Annotated in this window: 19 protein-coding genes and 1 pseudogene; 10 read left to right on the top strand and 10 right to left on the bottom strand. The window is 72.6% G+C overall.

Features of this window, described 5'->3' with window-relative positions:
- Positions 1–12: 12 nt before the first annotated feature.
- The 5 genes from CHR28_RS00775 to CHR28_RS00755 are packed head-to-tail and all read right to left on the bottom strand — an operon-like array spanning position 13 to position 4,548.
- Positions 13–777, bottom strand: a complete 765-nt coding sequence (locus CHR28_RS00775) for an amino acid ABC transporter ATP-binding protein (RefSeq protein ID WP_094051421.1) — start codon at positions 775–777, stop codon at positions 13–15.
- The gene (locus tag CHR28_RS00770; protein ID WP_094051420.1) at positions 774–1,805 is read right to left on the bottom strand and encodes an amino acid ABC transporter permease; all 1,032 of its coding nucleotides are present in this window, start codon (positions 1,803–1,805) and stop codon (positions 774–776) included. Before CHR28_RS00770 ends, CHR28_RS00775 begins: the two co-directional genes overlap by 4 nt.
- 21 nt (positions 1,806–1,826) lie before the next feature.
- Complete coding sequence (locus CHR28_RS00765) at positions 1,827–2,780, bottom strand: ABC transporter substrate-binding protein (protein ID WP_094051419.1); 954 nt, start codon at positions 2,778–2,780, stop codon at positions 1,827–1,829.
- The gene (locus CHR28_RS00760) at positions 2,777–3,397 is read right to left on the bottom strand and encodes a GNAT family N-acetyltransferase (RefSeq protein WP_094051418.1); all 621 of its coding nucleotides are present in this window, start codon (positions 3,395–3,397) and stop codon (positions 2,777–2,779) included. The genes CHR28_RS00765 and CHR28_RS00760 overlap by 4 nt, the downstream gene beginning before the upstream one ends.
- The gene (locus tag CHR28_RS00755) at positions 3,394–4,548 is read right to left on the bottom strand and encodes an LLM class flavin-dependent oxidoreductase (RefSeq protein ID WP_256984048.1); all 1,155 of its coding nucleotides are present in this window, start codon (positions 4,546–4,548) and stop codon (positions 3,394–3,396) included. Before CHR28_RS00755 ends, CHR28_RS00760 begins: the two co-directional genes overlap by 4 nt.
- 592 nt (positions 4,549–5,140) lie before the next feature.
- Here CHR28_RS00755 and CHR28_RS00750 point away from each other — a divergent pair.
- Complete coding sequence (locus CHR28_RS00750) at positions 5,141–6,148, top strand: amino acid ABC transporter permease (protein WP_094051417.1); 1,008 nt, start codon at positions 5,141–5,143, stop codon at positions 6,146–6,148.
- A gap of 317 nt (positions 6,149–6,465) precedes the next feature.
- On the top strand, positions 6,466–6,867 hold the full coding sequence (locus tag CHR28_RS00745) for an STAS domain-containing protein (RefSeq protein WP_179272271.1): 402 nt from the start codon (positions 6,466–6,468) through the stop codon (positions 6,865–6,867).
- A 53-nt stretch (positions 6,868–6,920) separates the two neighbouring features.
- On the opposite strand, the gene CHR28_RS00740 is transcribed toward CHR28_RS00745, so the two are convergent.
- The gene (locus CHR28_RS00740) at positions 6,921–7,316 is read right to left on the bottom strand and encodes a RidA family protein (RefSeq protein WP_094051745.1); all 396 of its coding nucleotides are present in this window, start codon (positions 7,314–7,316) and stop codon (positions 6,921–6,923) included.
- A 135-nt stretch (positions 7,317–7,451) separates the two neighbouring features.
- Here CHR28_RS00740 and CHR28_RS00735 point away from each other — a divergent pair, with 135 nt between their 5' ends.
- Both CHR28_RS00735 and CHR28_RS00730 read left to right on the top strand, forming a co-directional pair.
- Positions 7,452–8,429, top strand: coding sequence for a helix-turn-helix transcriptional regulator (locus CHR28_RS00735; protein ID WP_094051415.1), 978 nt, complete (start codon positions 7,452–7,454; stop codon positions 8,427–8,429).
- A gap of 103 nt (positions 8,430–8,532) precedes the next feature.
- Positions 8,533–9,138 (top strand): dihydrofolate reductase family protein, encoded by a 606-nt coding sequence (locus CHR28_RS00730; protein WP_094051414.1) that lies wholly within the window; start codon positions 8,533–8,535, stop codon positions 9,136–9,138.
- A 138-nt stretch (positions 9,139–9,276) separates the two neighbouring features.
- Here the strand turns inward: CHR28_RS00730 and CHR28_RS00725 are convergent, their stop codons facing one another.
- Positions 9,277–10,236 carry a helix-turn-helix domain-containing protein gene (locus CHR28_RS00725; RefSeq protein WP_094051413.1) on the bottom strand — a complete coding sequence of 320 codons (960 nt, stop codon included), beginning with the start codon at positions 10,234–10,236 and terminating at the stop codon, positions 9,277–9,279.
- A gap of 110 nt (positions 10,237–10,346) precedes the next feature.
- On the opposite strand from CHR28_RS00725, the gene CHR28_RS00720 reads away from it, so the two are divergent.
- Positions 10,347–11,375, top strand: coding sequence for a saccharopine dehydrogenase family protein (locus tag CHR28_RS00720; RefSeq protein WP_094051412.1), 1,029 nt, complete (start codon positions 10,347–10,349; stop codon positions 11,373–11,375).
- 40 nt (positions 11,376–11,415) lie between these two features.
- On the opposite strand, the gene CHR28_RS00715 is transcribed toward CHR28_RS00720, so the two are convergent.
- The gene (locus tag CHR28_RS00715) at positions 11,416–11,784 is read right to left on the bottom strand and encodes a hypothetical protein (protein WP_094051411.1); all 369 of its coding nucleotides are present in this window, start codon (positions 11,782–11,784) and stop codon (positions 11,416–11,418) included.
- On the opposite strand from CHR28_RS00715, the pseudogene CHR28_RS38885 reads away from it, so the two are divergent.
- The 3 genes and pseudogenes from CHR28_RS38885 to CHR28_RS00705 form a co-directional block, all read left to right on the top strand.
- A pseudogene (locus CHR28_RS38885) lies at positions 11,763–11,891 on the top strand (hypothetical protein); the annotation flags it as partial. The gene CHR28_RS00715 and the pseudogene CHR28_RS38885 sit on opposite strands and share 22 nt — an antisense overlap.
- A 29-nt stretch (positions 11,892–11,920) precedes the next feature.
- Positions 11,921–12,979 (top strand): hypothetical protein, encoded by a 1,059-nt coding sequence (locus CHR28_RS00710; RefSeq protein WP_094051410.1) that lies wholly within the window; start codon positions 11,921–11,923, stop codon positions 12,977–12,979.
- On the top strand, positions 12,976–14,085 hold the full coding sequence (locus tag CHR28_RS00705; protein ID WP_094051409.1) for a hypothetical protein: 1,110 nt from the start codon (positions 12,976–12,978) through the stop codon (positions 14,083–14,085). Before CHR28_RS00710 ends, CHR28_RS00705 begins: the two co-directional genes overlap by 4 nt.
- Positions 14,086–14,278: 193 nt before the next feature.
- On the opposite strand, the gene CHR28_RS00700 is transcribed toward CHR28_RS00705, so the two are convergent.
- Entirely contained in the window at positions 14,279–14,899 is a 621-nt protein-coding gene (locus CHR28_RS00700) for a hypothetical protein (protein WP_094051408.1), read from the bottom strand.
- A gap of 238 nt (positions 14,900–15,137) precedes the next feature.
- Entirely contained in the window at positions 15,138–15,875 is a 738-nt protein-coding gene (locus CHR28_RS00695; RefSeq protein WP_094051407.1) for a GAF and ANTAR domain-containing protein, read from the bottom strand.
- 287 nt (positions 15,876–16,162) lie between these two features.
- On the opposite strand from CHR28_RS00695, the gene CHR28_RS00690 reads away from it, so the two are divergent.
- The gene (locus CHR28_RS00690) at positions 16,163–16,621 is read left to right on the top strand and encodes an SRPBCC family protein (protein ID WP_094051406.1); all 459 of its coding nucleotides are present in this window, start codon (positions 16,163–16,165) and stop codon (positions 16,619–16,621) included.
- Positions 16,622–16,725: 104 nt separating this feature from the next.
- Positions 16,726–17,913, top strand: coding sequence for a polyamine ABC transporter substrate-binding protein (locus CHR28_RS00685; RefSeq protein ID WP_094051405.1), 1,188 nt, complete (start codon positions 16,726–16,728; stop codon positions 17,911–17,913).
- Positions 17,914–17,948 lie beyond the last annotated feature (35 nt).

The raw sequence follows: 17,948 nt of genomic DNA, 5'->3' as shown, positions 1-17,948 counted from the left end.
ACGGGCAGGGGGTCAGAGGACCTTGGAGAGGAAGGCGCGGGTGCGTTCGTGCCGTGGGGCGTCGAGGACGGCCGCGGGCGGGCCCTGCTCGACGACGACACCGTCGTCCATGAAGACCACGGTGTCGGCGACCTCGCGGGCGAAGCCGATCTCGTGGGTGACGACGATCATGGTGGTGCCCGTGCGGGCCAGGTCCTTGATGACGTCGAGGACCTCACCGACGAGTTCCGGGTCGAGCGCCGAGGTGGGCTCGTCGAAGAGCAGCACCTTGGGTTCGAGGGCGAGCGCGCGGGCGATGGCCACGCGCTGCTGCTGGCCGCCGGAGAGCTGCCGCGGGTAGGCGCCGGCCTTGTCGGCGAGCCCGACCCGCTCCAGCAGCCGGCGGGCCGTCTCCTCGGCCTCCTTGCGGGGGCGGCGCAGGGCGGAGACAGGGGCCTCGACGAGGTTGTCGAGGACGGTCAGGTGGGGGAAGAGGTTGAAGTTCTGGAAGACGAAGCCGATGTGGGTGCGCTGCTTGAGGACGTCCTTCTCCTTGAGCTCGTGCAGCCTGTTGCCCGAGCGGCGGTAGCCGATCAGTTCGCCGTCGATGCTGATCCAGCCGCGGTTGACCTTCTCCAGGTGGTTGATGGTGCGCAGCAGCGTGGACTTGCCGGAGCCGGAGGGGCCGAGGATCACGGTGACCTCGCCGGCGCGGACCCGCAGATCGACGCCGCGCAGCACCTCCAGCGGGCCGAAGCTCTTGTGGACGCCGTGGACGTCCACCATCACCTCACTCATCGGCTCTCCCCCACGGGTCCCAGGGTCTTCAGCGGTACGACGGGCCGGTCGCGCCGGGTGGCCGCCTCGCGCAGGGTGCGCACGAAACGCCGGGCGCGCTGGACGGGCGTCGGGGGCGGGGTGCGGTCGGCTCCCCTGGCGTAGCGGCGTTCCACGTAGTACTGGGCGACGGACAGCAGGGAGGTCAGCACCACGTACCAGGCGGTGGCGACCAGCAGCAGCGGGATCACCCGGCCGTTGCGGCCGTAGATGACCTGCACCTGGTAGAACAGCTCGCCGATGGACATCACGTAGACCACCGAGGTGCCCTTGAGCAGGCCGATGATCTCGTTGCCGGCCGTGGGCAGGATGGCGCGCATGGCCTGGGGCAGCACGATGCGCCGGATCTGCCGCAGCCGGGGGATGCCCAGCGCGGCCGCGGCCTCCAGCTGTCCGCGGTCGACGGCGATGACCCCGCCGCGGACGATCTCGGCGGCGTACGCGGCCTGATGCAGCGTCAGCCCGATGATCGCGGCGCCGATGGTGCCGATCAGGCTGTTGCTGTCGACCGACCAGAACACCGGCCCGAACGGGATGCCGACGCCCAGCTCCCGGTACAGGGCACTGAGGTTGAACCAGAAGACCAGCTGCACGATCATCGGGATCGACCGGAAGATCCAGATGTACGTCCAGGCGACGGTCTGCAGCACCGGGCTGCGGGACAGCCGCATGAAGGCCAGGACGGTGCCCAGGAGGAAGCCGAGGACGGTGGCGTAGGCGGTGAGCTGGAGCGTCACCCACACCGCCCGCACGATCGTCTCGGACAGGACGTAGTCGCGGAAGACGCCCCACTCCCAGACGGGGTTGGTGGCCAGTCCGTGCACGAACTGGGCGACCAGCACGGCCACGGCGACGGCCGCGGCCCAGCGGGCGTAGTGGCGGGCGGGGACGACCTTGAGGGAGGCCGGGTCGTCCGGGGCGGGCGGGGCGCCGGGGCGCAGGTCCGCGGTGGCCGGGCCCGGAGGCGCGGCGCCGGTGGTGGATGCCATCGTGGTGTTCCTGGTCGCTTCTCAGGCGTGCTCGGGCGGGTTGATCCGCGACGTCTCGATCGCGGAGGCTGAGGTGCCCCACTTCTGCAGGATCCGGGCGTACGTGCCGTCCTTGATCAGCTCGTTGACGGCGGCCCGGAAGGCCTTGGTGAGCGGGGAGCCCTTCTTGAAGGCGAAACCCACGTCGAGGCGGTGGTACTCGCCGAGGAACGTGGTCTGCGCGGCGGGCTGGGAGGCCTGGTACCGCAGGCCGTTGATGGTCGACATGATCACGTCGATGCGGCCCTGCTGGAGTGCGGTGAGGGTCGCCGCGTTCTCCGAGTAGACCTTCACGTCGTAGGGCTTCTTCCCGGCCTTCGCGCACACCCCCTTCTGCTCGGTGAGGGTGGTCTCGAAGGTGGTGCCGGCGCCGGTGCCGACGGTCAGTCCGCACAGCTGGGTCAGGTCGGTGACCTTCTTGAGCGCGGTGTTGCCCTTCTTCACCGCGAAGCCCTGGCCGTCGTTGATGTAGGTGACGAAGTCGATGGTCTTCAGGCGCTCGGTGGTCACCCCGAAGTTGCCCGTGCCGACGTCGTACTTGCCGCTGCCGAGGGCGGGCAGGATCGTCTCGAAGGAGGCGTCCTGACGCTGCAGCTTCACTCCGAGGACCTTGGCGACGGCGTCGGCGAGGTCGATGTCCTGGCCCGCGGGGGCCTTGTCCGGCCCGTTCGGGTAGTACGCGCCCGGCGGGAAGCCGATGGAGCTGCCGACCCGCAGCGTGCCCGCCCGGCGGACGTCGGCGGGCAGCAGCGCGGCGACGGCGTCCGACTTGCGCACGGAGGCGACCGGGTCGGCCGTGGGTGCGGGCGAGGCCTGGGCACCCACGGCCGCGGTGCCGCCGGTGTCGCCGGAGCCGCACGCGGTCAGCGCGAGCAGCGGCAGCGCCGCGAGGACGGCCGCGCCGCGCAGACGGCCTCTGAGGGCAGGGAGGTTCACAGGTCCGTGGCCTTTCCGGGGGACGTGGTGATGGGGGGCGAGGTGACGGGGGGCGTGGTGACGGGGGGCGTGACAGGGGACGTGCCGGGTGGCAGGTGCTTCTCGAACGGCAGCGGGCCGATGGTCTCCGGGTCGGCCTCGGTGTCGAACAGCGGTGTGTAGCCGGTGGCGAGGTAGAGGCCGCGGGCCTCGGGCTGGCGCGGCCCGGTGGTGAGGAAGACACGGCGGTATCCGCGTGCGCCGGCCTCGCGTTCCAGCTCGTCCAGCACACGGCGGGCGAGTCCGCGCCGGCGGTGCGCGGAGTGCGTCCAGATCCTCCCCCAGACTTCGTCCGGGGGGACCCCCATCAGCTCGGCGGTGGCCGCGTCGTACCGGCGGAAGGCGCCGCCCGCGACCGGGTTGCCGTGCTCCAGCAGCAGCAGGAGCAGGCCGCCGTACCGCGGCGTGAACTCCTCGTCCGGGTAGCGGGAGATCTCGGCGTGTGCGTCCTTGCCGTAGCGCGTGGAGTACTCGTGGCCCAGTTCGCGCAGCAGCGGTCGCACACGGCGGTCGCCGACCGGGACGTGCACGACGGTCAGGTCCGCCGACCGGTGCGGTGTCGGCGCTACGGACGTCACGCGCCCACCACCGCGCGGTCGTGCTCCCCGCGGTTCCGTTCCGCGCCCGCGTCGCGCTCGGCGTCGCGCTTGGCGTCGCGCTTGGCGACCTCCTCGCGGACCAGGGGGATGACGTACCGGCCGAAGTCGATGGCGTCGCCCAGCAGGTCGTAGCCGCGGGCGGACAGGATGTCGACGCCGAGGTCGTAGTAGTCGAGGAGGGCCTGCGCGACCGTCTCCGGGGTGCCGACCAGGGCGTTGGAGTTGCCCGCGCCACCGGTCGCGGCGGCCGTCGGGGTCCACAGGGCCCGGTCGTAGCGCTCCCCCGCCTCGGCGATGGCGACCAGCCGCTGCGAGCCCGTGTTCTGCGGGGCGCCGGTGCGATGGCGCCGCTTGAGCCCTGCCGCGCCCTGTTCCCGGATGGCGCCGACCGTGCGGTGGGCCATCTCCCAGGCCAGCTCCTCGGTCGGGGCGATGATGGGGCGGAACGCCACCTGGATGCGCGGCACGTCGGTGCGGCCCGCGGCCTTCGCGGCGGCCCGTACCGCCTCGATCTGCTCGGCGGTCCTCTCCAGCGGCTCGCCCCACAGGCAGTAGATGTCGGCCTCCGCCCCGCCGGCGGCGTACGCGGCGGGCGACGAACCGCCGAACGACACGCCCGGGCGCGGCTGCTGGACGGGGAAGACGTCGCTGACGAAGTCGTGGAAGCGGTAGTGCTCGCCCTCGTGGTCGAAGGGTTCGCGCGTGGTCCAGATCTTCTTGACGATCCGGATGTACTCGCGGGTGCGGGCGTAGCGCTCGTCCTTGGTCAGGGTGTCGCCCTCGCGGCCCTGCTCGTGGTCGTTGCCGCCGGTGATGAAGTGGACGGTCAGCCGGCCCTCGCTGATCTGGTCGAGGGTGGCGAAGGTCTTCGCGGCGAAGGTCGGGTAGGAGACGTTGGGCCGGTGGGCGAGCAGGATCTGCAACCGGTCCAGCCTGCTCGCGATGTACGCGGCGGCGGGTGCCGGGTCGGGCGAGCCGGAGCCGTAGGCGAACAGCACCCGGTCCCAGCCGTGGTCCTCATGGGCCCGGGCGAGGCGGAGCGTGTACTCCTTGTCGAAGGCGGCGCCGGAGCGCGGGGTGGTCTCGGAGCCGTCGTTGGTGGCGGCGATGCCGAGGAATTCCACGGGCATGACAGTGGCCCTTTCGGGAGCGACCGCACGCAGGCATGGCGGAACCGCCGTGCGTGCGGGCAGAGATGACCGAGCGTCAGAGAAGCGGGAAGTGCGGATGTGACGACGCCGTGCGTCGGGAGAAACGGGGGTGCGGCAGCGCGCGCAAGGAGGAGAGCTCGGCCCGCGACGGGGTCACCGAGGGAGGGAAGGGCCGGTCAGACGGCCCGCTGCCGAGTCAGGCGCAACACGCCGCGGACCACACCCGACCGAAGTCGATGTGGTCGCGCGAGACCAAGCGCTGCTGGGCATTCATGCGATTAATTGAGCAGTACCGCGTGCTTCCCGTCAAGCAGCGCCCGGATGCCGGACCTACCGATCCGGCGCCCGCCACGCGCTGTTGACAGATCCGTGCCCGGGACACATACGATCGTCGGCGGACGGCTCCGCCCCGCGCGGCCGCCGCTCCGGCCGCGTTGAGGGACGCGGCGTTCGTGACGACGCGGAATCCCGACCGCGCACCGGACCGCGGCGGTGCTGCCGCAGTGCAGCACCACGCGCGCCACCGGGTGGTCACCCACGCCTGTGATTCCCTCCCCCGGAGAGCCTCCCCATGGTCACACCGTCCGACCTCTCGCCCGCTCCCGCCACGGCACCGCCGCAGCGCACGGGCACCCCCGAACACGAACTGCCCCGGATCGTGCCGCGCCGGCACCCCGGCCGCTGGGCCACCGCCGCGGCCGCGCTGCTCGTGTTCGCCATGGTGCTCCACTCCGTCGTCCGCAACGAGGCGTTCCAATGGGCCGTGGTGGGGCGGTACTTCACGACCGCCGCCGTACTGGACGGGCTGCTGCTGACCCTGTGGCTGACCGGGGCGGTCATGGTGCTCGGCTTCCTGCTGGGCACCGTGCTGGCGGTGCTGCGCCTGTCGGGCAACCCGGTGCTGCGCACGCTCAGTTGGGGCTACGTGTGGATCTTCCGCTCCACTCCCCTGCTGGTGCAGCTGCTGTTCTGGTTCAACATCGGCGCCCTCTACCCGACGCTGGGGTTCGGAATCCCGTTCGGCCCGGAGTTCGTCACCGTCAAGACGGTCAACCTGCTCGGTCCGACCCTGACCGCCGTCATCGGCCTGACCCTGCACGAGAGCGCCTACGCGGCCGAGGTGGTGCGGGGCGGCATCCTCTCCGTAGACCCCGGCCAGACCGAGGCCGCTCAGGCGCTCGGCCTGAGCAGGGGCCGCACCCTGCGCCGGGTCGTCGTGCCGCAGGCGATGCGCTCCATCGTGCCGACGGCCGGGAACATGCTGATCGGCACCCTGAAGGGCACCAGCATCGTCAGCGTGCTGGCCGTGCACGACCTGCTGTACTCCACGCAGCTGATCTACAACCAGACGTACCAGGTCATCCCGTTGCTCATGGTCGCGACGCTCTGGTACATCGCGGTCACCAGCGTGCTCAGCGCGGGTCAGTACTACGTCGAGCGGTACTACGCGCGGGGCGACTCGCGCGCGCTGCCGCCCACTCCGCTGCAGCGATCGCGGCGCCGGCTCGCCGACGTCCGCTCCCGCTGGAGCGCGGCGACGGCCGCCGACGCCCGCCCCACGGCAGGCGCCGACCGCTGAGCGGCATCTTCCCCGGGGCGGGACGCCGAGTGTGCGGCGTCCCGCCCCGGCTCGTGCCCGTCGGCCTGCGTTCCGTGTCAGGATGACCCGAGGTATGCGGCCCCTGTGGCGACGGGACGTGCCGGCGGTCACCACATCAGGGGCGGCCACCGGGGGTAAGCGAAAACTGCGCAACAGAAACGATCAGTGACCGGAAGCTCTCTCACCAGCCCTAGGAAGAACATGATCATCCCGCTTAGGAATCAGGCGGCAGATGAACACGGTCCCCGTGCCGCCGGGTCCGCCCGGCTCCACTCCACGCGTTGAGGGGTCACACCGTGCTCCAGCTCATCGAACGCGACGGGGATCTGGCGGTGGCCGCTCTCGCGGACGACGTCGACTTCTACACCAGCTCCGGCCTGCGCAACGCCGGCCTCGCCCTGCTGGACGACGGCTGTCGTTACCTCGTCCTGGACACGTCGTCGCTCGGCTTCATCGACTCCAGCGGCATCACCGTCCTGCTGGCCTTCTGGCAGCGTCTGCACGCCGCGGACGGCGCTCTCGTCCTGGCCGTGCCCGACGAGGGCCTGCGCCGGCGGATGGACGTGCTCGGCCTGGACACCGTGCTGACCATCACGCCGGCGCTCGGCGAGGCCGTCACCCGCGCCCGGCAGATCCGGGCGGGGACCCGCTCCCCCGGGCGGCCGCCCGCTCCCCCGGCCGCGTCGGAAAGCGCCTGACGCGGCTCTCGGGGACACACGGCCCTCCCCCGGCCCTCCCCGGCCCGGTCGCCTCAGGCCACCGCCGTGCCCTCCAGCTCGACCATCAGGCCGGGCAGCGCCAGCCGTGTCACCCCGAGCAGCGTCATGGCCGGCGCCACCCCGGCGGCGCCCAACCGCGCGGCCAGCACGCCGTAGTGCTCGAAGAGCCGGTCCACGTCGGTCGTGTACACGTTCAGCCGGACGAGGTGCGCGAGGGACATGCCGGCCTCGCCGAGCACGGCCTCCAGGTTGTCGACGGCGAGCGCCAGCTGCCCCGCCAGGTCATCGGCGTGCTCGGGCTTGCCGTCGCCGCTCATCGCGGCCTGGCCGGAGCAGTACAGGGTCCGGGCCGGACCGGTGACGACCGCTCCCTGGCTGTAGCCCATCTCCACCGACCACCTCCACGGGTCGACCGTCGATCGCTCCATCACCACATCAGCTCCATTCGATGCGTCGGCATGACCGTCAAAAGGCTCGGGGCAGCCACCGGCCCCGTCCTCACACCGACAAGCCTCCCGGCGAATGACGACACCCACCGTCACGTATTCGGCTAGCGTTCCGGCATGCGCGCCGACCGGTTGATCTCGCTGGTGCTGCTGCTACGTCAGCGCGGCCGGATGACCGCGACCGCGCTGGCCCGCGAGCTGGAGGTGTCCACCCGGACCGTGCTGCGCGACATCGAGGCGCTGTCCGCGGCCGGCGTCCCGGTCTACGCCGAGCGCGGCCGGCGCGGCGGTTTCGCGTTGCTGCCCGACTTCCGGACCGACCTCACGGGGCTCAACCACGACGAGGCCCTCGCCCTGCTCGTCGCCGGATCGGGGCGCGGCGAGCAGGCCTTCGGCCTCGGCTCCGCGCTCGCCTCCGCCATGCGCAAGGTGGTGGACGCCCTGCCGGACCGGCACCGGACCGCCGCGAGCGACGCCGCCCGGCGCATGCTGATCGACCCGGAGACGGATCTGCTCTCCCGTCGCCAGGCCGCCGAGCCCGTGCCGGGCACGACGATGGCCGTGGTGCGGCGCGCGGTGCTCGCCGGGCGCAGGCTGCGCATCCACTACGCGGCCGCGGACCAGGCGCCCACGTGGCGCACCGTGGACCCGATCGGCCTGGTCACCGTGCGCGAACGGGCCTATCTGCTGGCCACGAGGGCGGGCGCGGACCGTACGTACCGGCTGTCGCGGATGCTGGCCGCAGAGGAACTGCCCGAGCCGGCGCGGCGACCGCACCAGGTCGATCTGGACCGCGTCTGGCGGGACCGCTGCGCGCAGTTCCTGTCCGACGGGCCTCACCTCACGGTGCTGGTGAGGGTGAACCCCGAGCGGCGTGAGGAGCTGGCGCGCACGGCACTGGCCGTACGAGCCGAGGAACCCGAGGCGGACGGCCGGCTGCGCCTCGAAGTGACCTTCCAGGACGCACGGCACGCCGAATGGGCGCTGTGGCAGCTCACGGCGGACGTGGAGGTCCTGGCCCCCCGGTCGGTGCGCACCGCGCTGCGCGACCGTGCCGCCGCGATCGTCGCCCGCTACACGGAGACGCCCACCTGAGCGGCTGCTGCGTCAGGGGTTTTCTCGTTGCTCCTCAGCGCGGCCGATGAGTTCGGGGCTCTCGGCCGGTCCAACCTGATGACACCCAGGAAAGGACACCGTCATGTCGGAACTTCTGGTCGACTTCATCACCTCCCTCGACGGCTACGCGTCCGGAGAGGGATGGCCCGGGTTCTGGGGCCTGGAGGGCCCGGAGTACCTCGCGTGGCTCGGCGAGCAGCCCGCGGTCACCTACCTGATGGGGGCGAACACCTACCGCCTGATGTCGGGCTTCGCGGCAGGCGACGTCCCGGCCGGCCAGGACGAGTTCCGGCCCGAGGAAGAGGCGTCCGTCGACGAGCTCACGCAAGCGCCCAAGGTGGTGTTCTCCTCCTCGCTCGAGGAACCGCTGACGTGGGCCAACTCCACGCTCGTGCGCGACGACGCCGTCGAGGCGGTCCGGGCCATGAAGGCCGAAGGCGAGGGGCTCCTCAGCACGATCGGCAGCCTCAGCCTGTGCCGGTCCCTGCTGCGCGCCGGACTCGTCGACCGCTTCCGGGTCGTGATGTTCCCGGTCATCACCGGGGCCACGGGCCAGGAACGCATCTACGACGGCTATCCGGACGTCGCCCTCGACATGATCGGGCACCGCACCTTCGACGGCCGCATCCAGCTGGTCGAGTACAAGCCCCGCGTGCTCGACCACCCGCCGCTCGGCGCCCCGGCCTGACCTCGCCCCGCTCGGCGCCCCGGCCTGACCTCGCCCCGCCCGACGGTCCGGCTGGAGGGCAGGGGTCCCTCTCGCACCCGCGGACGGTCCCGCCCCGGCCGACGCGGTCACGCCCGTGTTCCGTCCCGGCCGACGCGGTCACGCCCGTGTTCCGTCCCGGCCGCGGGAGCGGAACGTACGGCGGTAGGCGTCGGGCGGGACGCCGACCGTGCGGTGGAAGTGCCGGCGCAGTGTCGTGGCCGTGCCCATGCCCGTGGCCGTCGCGATGGCGTCCACGGTGTCGTCGGTCGTCTCCAGCAACACCTGGGCGTGGCGGATGCGTTGGGTCAGCAGCCACTTCAACGGACTGGTGCCCGTCACCGACTTGAAGTGGCGGCCCAGGTTGCGCGAGCTCATCCCCGCCCGGCGGGCCAGGTCCTCCACGGTGAGCGGGCGGTCCAGCCGCTGCATCACCCAGGGGAACAGCGCCGCGAGCGGGTGGTTGTCCGGGGCCGGGACGGGCGTGGTCACGAACTGGGCCTGGCCGCCGTCCCGGTGGGGCGGCACGACCAGGCGCCGGGCCAGCGTGTTGGCGACCGACGAGCCGTGGTCGAGGCGGACCAGGTGCAGGCACAGGTCCATGGCCGCGGCCTTGCCGGCCGAGGTGAGCACCTTGCCCTCGTCGACGTACAGGACGTCCGGGTCCACGCGCACCCGGGGGTGGCGCCGGGCCAGTTCCCCGGTGTGTGCCCAGTGCGTGGTCGCGCGCCGGCCGTCCAGCAGGCCCGCGGCGGCCAGCACGAAGGCGCCCGTGCACAGGGAGGCCACGCGGGCGCCCGCCTCGTGGGCCGCGCGCACCGCGTCGACCAGCTCGGCCGGCGGGTCCCGGTCGATGTCCGCCCAGCCCGGGACGATCACGGTGTCGGCCCCGGCGAGACGGTCGAGCCCGTGGTCGGGCTCCAGACGGAAGCGCCCGGCCCGCACGGCGCCCGGGCCGCAGATCGACAGGCGGTACCAGGAACCGTCCGGGCCGCTCACACCGGCCCCGAAGACCTCGCAGGCCAGGGCCAGTTCGAAGTGGAGCATGCCGTCGGTGACGGCCAGCGCGACGGTGGTCATGTCCGGAAGTGTATGGGGCGTGGCGTTCCGGACACTCACGGTGTCCTGGCCGTAGTCGCCAGGATCGGGGGGACAGAGACCGGCGGATCATTCGAGCGCAGGGGGAATCCATGGGACCGGGCCAGACGGTGGCGGTGTTCGGCGCGTACGGGCACACGGGGCGGTTCGTGGTCGCGGAGTTGCGGGAGCGCGGGTTCGTCCCGGTTCTCTCCGGCCGCGACGCCGAGCGGCTGCGGAAGCTGGCGCACGAGACGGGTCTCGACGCCCGTCCGGCCTCCGTGGACGACGCCGCCTCGCTCGACCGCGCGCTGGCCGGCACGGCGGCCGTGATCAACTGCGCGGGGCCCTTCGCCGCGACGGCCGCCCCGGTGATCGAGGCGGCCCTGCGCGCCGGAATCCCCTACCTGGACGTGGCCGCCGAGATCGAGGCCAACCTCGACACGTTCGCGCACTTCGCGGACCGGGCCCGGGAGGCCGGGGCGGTCGTGGTCCCGGCGATGGCCTTCTTCGGCGGTCTCGGCGATCTGCTGGCCACCGCGGCGCTGGGCGACTGGACCTCGGCGGACGAGGCGCACATCGCCTACGGGCTGAACAGCTGGCACCCCACCACGGGAACGCGCACGTCGGGCGCGGTCTCCCGGCAGCGCCGCGACGGCCGGCGCCTGAGCTACAGCGGCGGACGCCTGGAGTACCGCGACGACGCCCCGCCGACCCTGGAGTGGGCCTTCCCGCGCCCGCTGGGCCGGCGCGCGGTCATCGGGGAGTTCACCATGGCCGACGTCGTGACCCTCCCCAGCCATCTGGAGATCCCCGCCGTCTGCACCTACATGACGGTCGAGGCGGCCCGCGACATCGCTGCCGCGGACACCCCGGAACCTGCCCCGGTCGACGAGCGCGGGCGGTCCGCGCAGACCTTCCTCGTCGACGTCGTCGTCCGCGCGGGAGGTGCCGAGCGGCGCGCCGTGGCCCGTGGGCGGGACATCTACGCCGTCACGGCGCCCCTCGTCGTGGAGGCCCTCGACCGCGTCCTCACGGGCCGGACGTGTGCCGTCGGTGTCGTCTCCGCCGGAGAGATCTTCGACGCGCCCGACTTCCTGCGCGCGCTGTCCCGGCACATCGAGGTGGAGCTGTCCCGGTGACCCACCGGTCGGCCCCACCGCGGGACGGCAACTCGGTCGGTCAGCGGGTCAACTGGTCGGAGTAGCTGAAGTCACCCACCGTCCAGGCGCTGACGTCCTCGATCGCGACACGGTACATCCCGCCCGTTTCCGGGATGCCCACCGTGCCTTGCAGGATCCGGGCGACATGGAAGTGCAGATGGGTGGGCGGCCCGTCCTTCGTCCCGGGGGCGTCGAACACGGCGGAGAACTCGCCCAGCCGGGCGGAGTCCGTCAGGACCTCCGACACCCGCTGCCTCCACACGGCTTCGGGGGCCAGGCGACCGGTGATGACCGCACCGCCGGTGACCACCGTCAGGGACATCTGGGTGCTCTGCCCGCTCTCCACGAGGGAGGCGATGGAGACGATCAGCTCGTCAGGCTTCGACATGGGATCAAATCTTATGCACTCGCCCGCACGGGCGTGCCGGGCACGTCCCACTTCCCGTCGCCCTTCGGCCGGATGACGTCTGTTCACGGGCGGGCCGTCGCGCCTAGCGTGTGCGGCCTTCGCGTTGGGGGGGCCCGTGAACGCTCTGCGTGCGGTGGTCGTCTGCCTGGTGTTCGTGTGCGCCGCGGTGGTGTCGCCCGCCGTGGCGGTGACGCCTGGCTGGTCCGCGCTGCCGGTGCCGCCGGCGGCGGTGTCGCCGGTGACCGTGTCCGGCCTCGCCGCGCGCGGGCCGGACGAGGCGTGGGCGAGCGGGTACGAGCACGCCGCCGACGGGCTGCGGCCGATGCTGTACCGGTGGGACGGCGCGGCGTGGAGCCGGGAGACCTCCTTCCCCGGCGCCGGCGACCCGGGCTGGTTCGGCACGGCGCAGTTCGCCGGCGAGGAGGTGTGGTTCCTGCGCGACCGCGCGGGCATGAGGGAACTCCTGCGCCGCTCGGCGGCCGGGTGGAGCACCGTCGCGCTGCCTCAGACGCTGTGGACGTACCAGGACTTCGCCGCCGTTCCGGGCGCCGCGTGGGTCGTGGGCGAGGACGACACGGGAGTGCAGGTGCTCCACTACGACGGCACCCGCTGGACCCGTCAGGCCACCCCGGACGGCGTGCTGTACGTCATGGGCATCACCGCGCGGACCGCCACCGACGCCTGGGCCTGGGCGGACACCGCCGCCGGGACCACCGTGCTGCGCTGGGACGGCGCGGCGTGGCGGGACGCGCAGGTGCCGCTGCCGCCGGACAGCAATGTGCACGTGATCCTCGCGGAGGCCTCCGGGCGGGTCACGATCGGCGGCAGCCGGTACACCGACGGCACGACCCGCACCTTCCTGATGACCGGGAACGGGCGCGCCTGGCACACCACCCACCCGCCGCTGGACGGCACACCCGTCGAGGGCCTGGTGCGCGGCCCGGACGGCGCGCTGTGGCTGCCGGTGCGCAGCGACCGCGCCTTCCAGTCGAAGTACGCGCGGGTGGACGGAGCGCGGACCACCTTCTCCTACGGCCCGGAGCGCGAGGACGCGATCGACGTCAGGCCGCGCGCCCTGGCCCGGGCCGGGTCCTCCCTGCTGTCCTTCGGGACCGTCGAGATCTACGGCTCGAAACCGAACCTGATGAGCGAGCGGCGGGGAGGCCGGTCATGACACGCAGGTTCGTCGTCGCGGCACTCGCCCTCGCCCTGACCCTCCTGGCCCACTTGGGCCCGGCCGCGGCCGGCACCCGGTCCTGGCAGCACGTCCCGGTCCCGGACGGGGTACGCCCCCAGGCCGCGCTGAACGACGCCGTGGCCTTCGGGCCCGGCCTGGCCTGGGCGGTGGGCACCGACGCCGTAGGCCGCGAGGCGCCGGGCTTCCCGCTGCTGCTGCGCTGGGACGGAACAGCGTGGCAGCGGCAGAGCGTCCCCGGGGCCGGCCGGCAAGGAGAGCTGCTGTCCGTCGCGGGGACCTCACCGTCCTCCGTCTGGGCGGTCGGCCGGGACACGGCGGGCGGCACCCGTCTGCTCCGGTTCGACGGACGCGACTGGCACGAGAGACGGGCGCCGCGCGGTGTCGTGCCGACCCGGGCCGTCGCGGGCGGCGGGGAGGTCTGGCTGATCGGTTCACGGGACGGCACGCAGGCGTTGCTGCGCTGGGACGGGCGCAGCTGGCAGGACGTGCCGGCCCCGCCGGGATCCGTGTACGGCCTGCACCTTCTGGCGCGTGACGACGTGTGGGCCGCGGGCGCCACCGGCACGGGCGCGGCCGTGTCGCACTGGGACGGGCGGGAGTGGCGGCAGACGATCGTGGACGGGTTCCCGCGGGCGGCCGTGGGCAGTGTGCTGGCGGTCTCACCGACCGAGGTGTGGGCGGGCGGCACCGCCGGCTTCATCGGCGGCCCGGCCGGCCGTCCGATACCACCACTGCTGGTCCGCTTCGACGGACAGACCTGGAGCCGGGTGAGCCTGCCCGCCGACTTCGGGGCGATCACCTCACTGGCACCGGCCGCGTCCGGTTCCCTGGGGTGGGTCGCGGTGTCCCGCTCGCAGAAGTGGGGTCCGCCGGGCAGCACACCTCCGCTCGTCCCCGGGCCGGACTTCCTCGCCTGGAACGGGCAGTCGTTCACCGCGTACGACGAACCGGCCGTGGCCGGGGAGGGCGACTCCCAGCTGCTGCAGCTGGCCCCGGTGCCGGGCACGGAGACGGTGTGGTCGGTCGGCCGCGCCGCAGGACCGGAGAACACGTTCGCACCCCGCGTCCAGCGCTTCGACTGAACCCGGCTCCGCGTGCGCCGGCCACCGCGCGGCCCGGTCACCGGCCGACCGTACGGCGTTGCGGGTCAACCCCCGGCTGGCGCACTCGTCCGACATACGCACTGCCCGACTACCCCATGGGAGTCGGGCAGTGCACACCCGCACAGAGACCCGCCATATGCAGTTCGGTACGGGCTTCCCCGCTCTGCGCCCCCTAGTCCAGGGCCGGTCCGAGACGGATCCTGGAGGTGCAGGCCACGTTCTGCCCGTACTCGGTGCCGTCCTGGCGGTAGTAGTAGCGGCATCCCGTCAGATCGCCGGTGACCTTGCCTGTCACGCGGACTCGGGCCGCCCAGAAGACGTCACCGGGTTCGTGTGCTGGTACGAGGGAGGGCCGGCTGGAGTGATCCGGCAGTTTCGTCAGCTTGGGTACGCCGGGTGAGCCCTCGACCGGGGAGGCGCTCAGCGGGTGTCCGTCGGTGTCCTCGTGGCTGATGGCTTTGTAGCCGACAACCTCGAGGCCTTCGGGCACCTGCGTGATTTCCCCGCGCAGCAGTGTCAGCGGCCGGTCGGAGACGTTGTCGGCCGTGGGCAGTGCGACCCAGTACTCCTTGCCGACCTGCGTGTGCGGGCTGGTCACCTCGAGCCCGGACTGGATGCCGCTGTCGAGTGCGCTGCCGACTCGGTAGCCGCCTTCGTAGCTGTCCCTGGAGAGAAACCAGAAGGCCCCAGCACTGACGGCCACGACGCCTACCAGCACGAGCAGGAAGCTGCGCTTGCCGCGGGTCGGCTCCCCCGAGGCGCCGCACGAGAGCTGGGCATTGCCGGTCGCCATGGAATCCCCCCTGTAAGTGCACTGCGCTTTCTGACAGCTGTCGCGCAGATGGCGCGAACGAGCTGGTCAGGCTCGTGGTAGGCGCATTCAATCACGGCATCTCGACACGACGTCTCGACGTAAAAGGCCCCCCACCTGCTCCACTAACGCTGTCCGGGCACTTCATCGCCACGGCGCCCTCTGCGGCTTCCACGCCCCGGTGCCGCCGCCGAGCCGGGCCGGTGTGGTGCGTGGTGGCTCAGGGGCGGGGGCGTAGGTCCGGGTCGTCCGGGCGGTGGCCGGTGAGGTTGGTGATCAGTTCCGTGCACAGGTCACGGAGCTTGATGTTCCGGTGCTGCGAGGCGGAGCGCAGGATGGCGAAGGCCTCGTCCGCGGTGCAGCCGCGCTGGCCCATCACCACCCCCATGGCCTGGTCGATGACGCCCCTGGACCGCATCGCCGTCTGCATCTGGTCGGCGAACGCCTCCGCGTCGGCGATCCGCTGGGCCAGCGCGATCGCCCCGGTGGCCTGCGCGGCCAGGGAGCGCAGCGCGCTCAGGTCGGCGTCGTCGAACGCGCGGGCCGGGCCGCCGTATAGGTTCAGCGCTCCGACGGTGTGCGTGCGGGCGGCGATCGGCAGGGAGACGGAGGAGCGGATCCCGCAGGCCGCGGCGTAGGCCGGGTAGTCGCCCCAGCGTGTCTCCGCGAGCATGTCCCGGACGATGACCTCCTCGCCGGTGCGGGCGGCCTGCAGGCACGGGCCGTCGTCCTGGCCGTACTGCCGCTCGTCCAGCTTGGGGGCCGGCGGGCCCGCGCTGGCCACCGTGAGGGGCCGGTGCTCGCGCTCGATCGTCACGCCGGTTCCCTCGGCGTGGGACAGCTCCAGCGCCGCCTCGGCCAGGGACTGCAGGAAGTCCTCCAGCGACTCCGTCTCCAGGAGCCAATCCATGACGGATGCGCTGACGGAAGCGTTGTCGTGGGCGTTGTCAGAGGTCACCGCGTGCTCCTCCAGGTGGCCGTCGGCCCCTCGTAGGCGTCGTGTCGTGGGCCAGGCCTCTCCGACCACCCTACAGACCCACGCGGCCGATGACGGGGACGAAGGGACAGCCCCCCGGTCCTCACCGGTTCCCACCGGTCCTCACCGGTCCTGCGGCGCCCTGGGGCGGTGCTCGCACCGCGTCCGTCGCCTCGCGGGATGCCCGGCGGTCGCGTAGGGTCGCGGTGCCGCTACGGCGGGACGCACCGACGGCACTTCGCCATGGCTCGAGTGATCGGGGAGCTTCCATGTCAGGTCAGTTCGAGGCGGTCGTCGAGATCGACCGGCCGATCGAGGCGGTCTTCGCGTATCTCGCCGACGGCCGCAACGATCCGCAGTTCAGCCCTCGGGTGCAGAAGATCGAGCGGGTGCCCGACACGCCCACCGCCGTGGGAACGGTGTTCCGCAGCACGGTCAAGGACGCCGGGATGAAGACGGCCCGGGAGTTCCGCATCACGGAGCTCCGGGAGCCGGTGCGCATCCGCTGGACCGAGGTGTCGAAGAACAGCGTCACGGTCGACGAGGGCGGCTACGACCTGGAGCCGCTGGCCGGCGGCGGAACCCGGGTGCGCATCTTCAACGTCCTGGAGGGCCACGGACTCGGCAAGCTCCTCGTCGGTCTGGCGCTGCTCGCCGCCCGCCGGGACGCCCCGGCCTTCGGTGCCCGGATCAGGGCGGCGGCCGAGGCGGCGCTCGAACCGCGCTGACGTGACGTCGGGCCCGCCGACGAGACAGGGTGTCGGGCCGCGGGGCCGCAGCGCTCGACGGGGTGTCGATGGTGCGCCGCGCCGGGGCGCGCCATGCTGCCTCAATGCCGCTGAAGACGATCCCTCCGCTCTCCCGCCGCTTACTGCTGCGCGCCCTCGGCGCCGGGGCCGCGCTCGGCGGACTCGCCGGGTGCGGTGTCCCGGCCGCGTACGTGCGGCCCGGTGACCGCGCCGCCCCCGATCTCTCGGCCACCGACCGCCGGCTGACGTGGGCCAACTGGCCCCTGTACATCGACACGGACGACGAGGACGCGGCGCGGCGCCCGACCCTGGACGCCTTCGAGAGGCGCACGGGCATCGCGGTGGACTACGTCGAGGAGATCAACGACAACGACGAGTTCTTCGGCAAGATCAGCCCCTCCCTGATGAACCGTCAGCCCACCGGGCGCGACCTGATCGTCGTCAGCGACTGGATGTGCGCGCGGTTCGTACGGCTGGGCTGGGTGCAGGAGATGGACCGGGCGCGGCAGCCCAACGTGGCCGCGCACCTGGATATGCAGTTGCGTTCGCCCTCCTTCGACCCCGGCCGGATGTGCTCGGTGCCCTGGCAGTCCGGGATCACCGGGATCGCGTACAACCGGCGCAGGACCGGCCGGGAGATCCGGCGGGTCGCCGACCTGTGGGCGAAGGACCTGAAGGGCCGCGTCACCCTGCTGTCCGGGCTGGACGAGGCGTTCGCGCTGCTGATGCAGGGCAACGGGGTCGACATCACACGCTGGACGGCCGACGACTTCCACCGGGTCTGCGACCAGGTGGAGGAGCAGGTGCGCCGCGGGCAGATCCGGCGCTTCACGGGCAACGACTACATCAAGGACCTGTCCAGCGGTGACGTCCTGGCCTGTCAGGCGTACTCCGGTGATGTGATCCAGCTTCAGGCGGACGACCCGGACATCGAGTTCGTCGTCCCGGAGGAGGGCGCGGAGCTGTGGGCCGAGTCGCTGATGATCCCCGACCTCGCCCGCCACAAGGCGAACGCCGAGCGGCTCGTCGACCACTACTACGATCCGGAGGTCGCGGCCGAGCTGGCCGCGTGGGTCACCTACGTGTGCCCCGTCCCGGCCGCCCGGGACGTCCTCGCGTCCGCGAGCGACGAGGAGACGGCCGCCCTGGCCGAGCACCCGCTGATCTTCCCGGACGCGCGGATGCGCAGCCGGCTGGCGATCGCCCGGGACATCACGTCGGGCGAACGCGTGGAGTTCGCCCGGCGGTGGAACGCCATCGCGGGGTTGTAGGGCCCGGCCGGCCGGCGTGCGGCCGGGCCCCGCCG

Source organism: Streptomyces sp. XY006 (genome assembly GCF_002237655.1).
GTDB lineage: Bacteria > Actinomycetota > Actinomycetes > Streptomycetales > Streptomycetaceae > Streptomyces > Streptomyces levis.
This window is presented reverse-complemented; position numbering and strand designations above follow the sequence as displayed.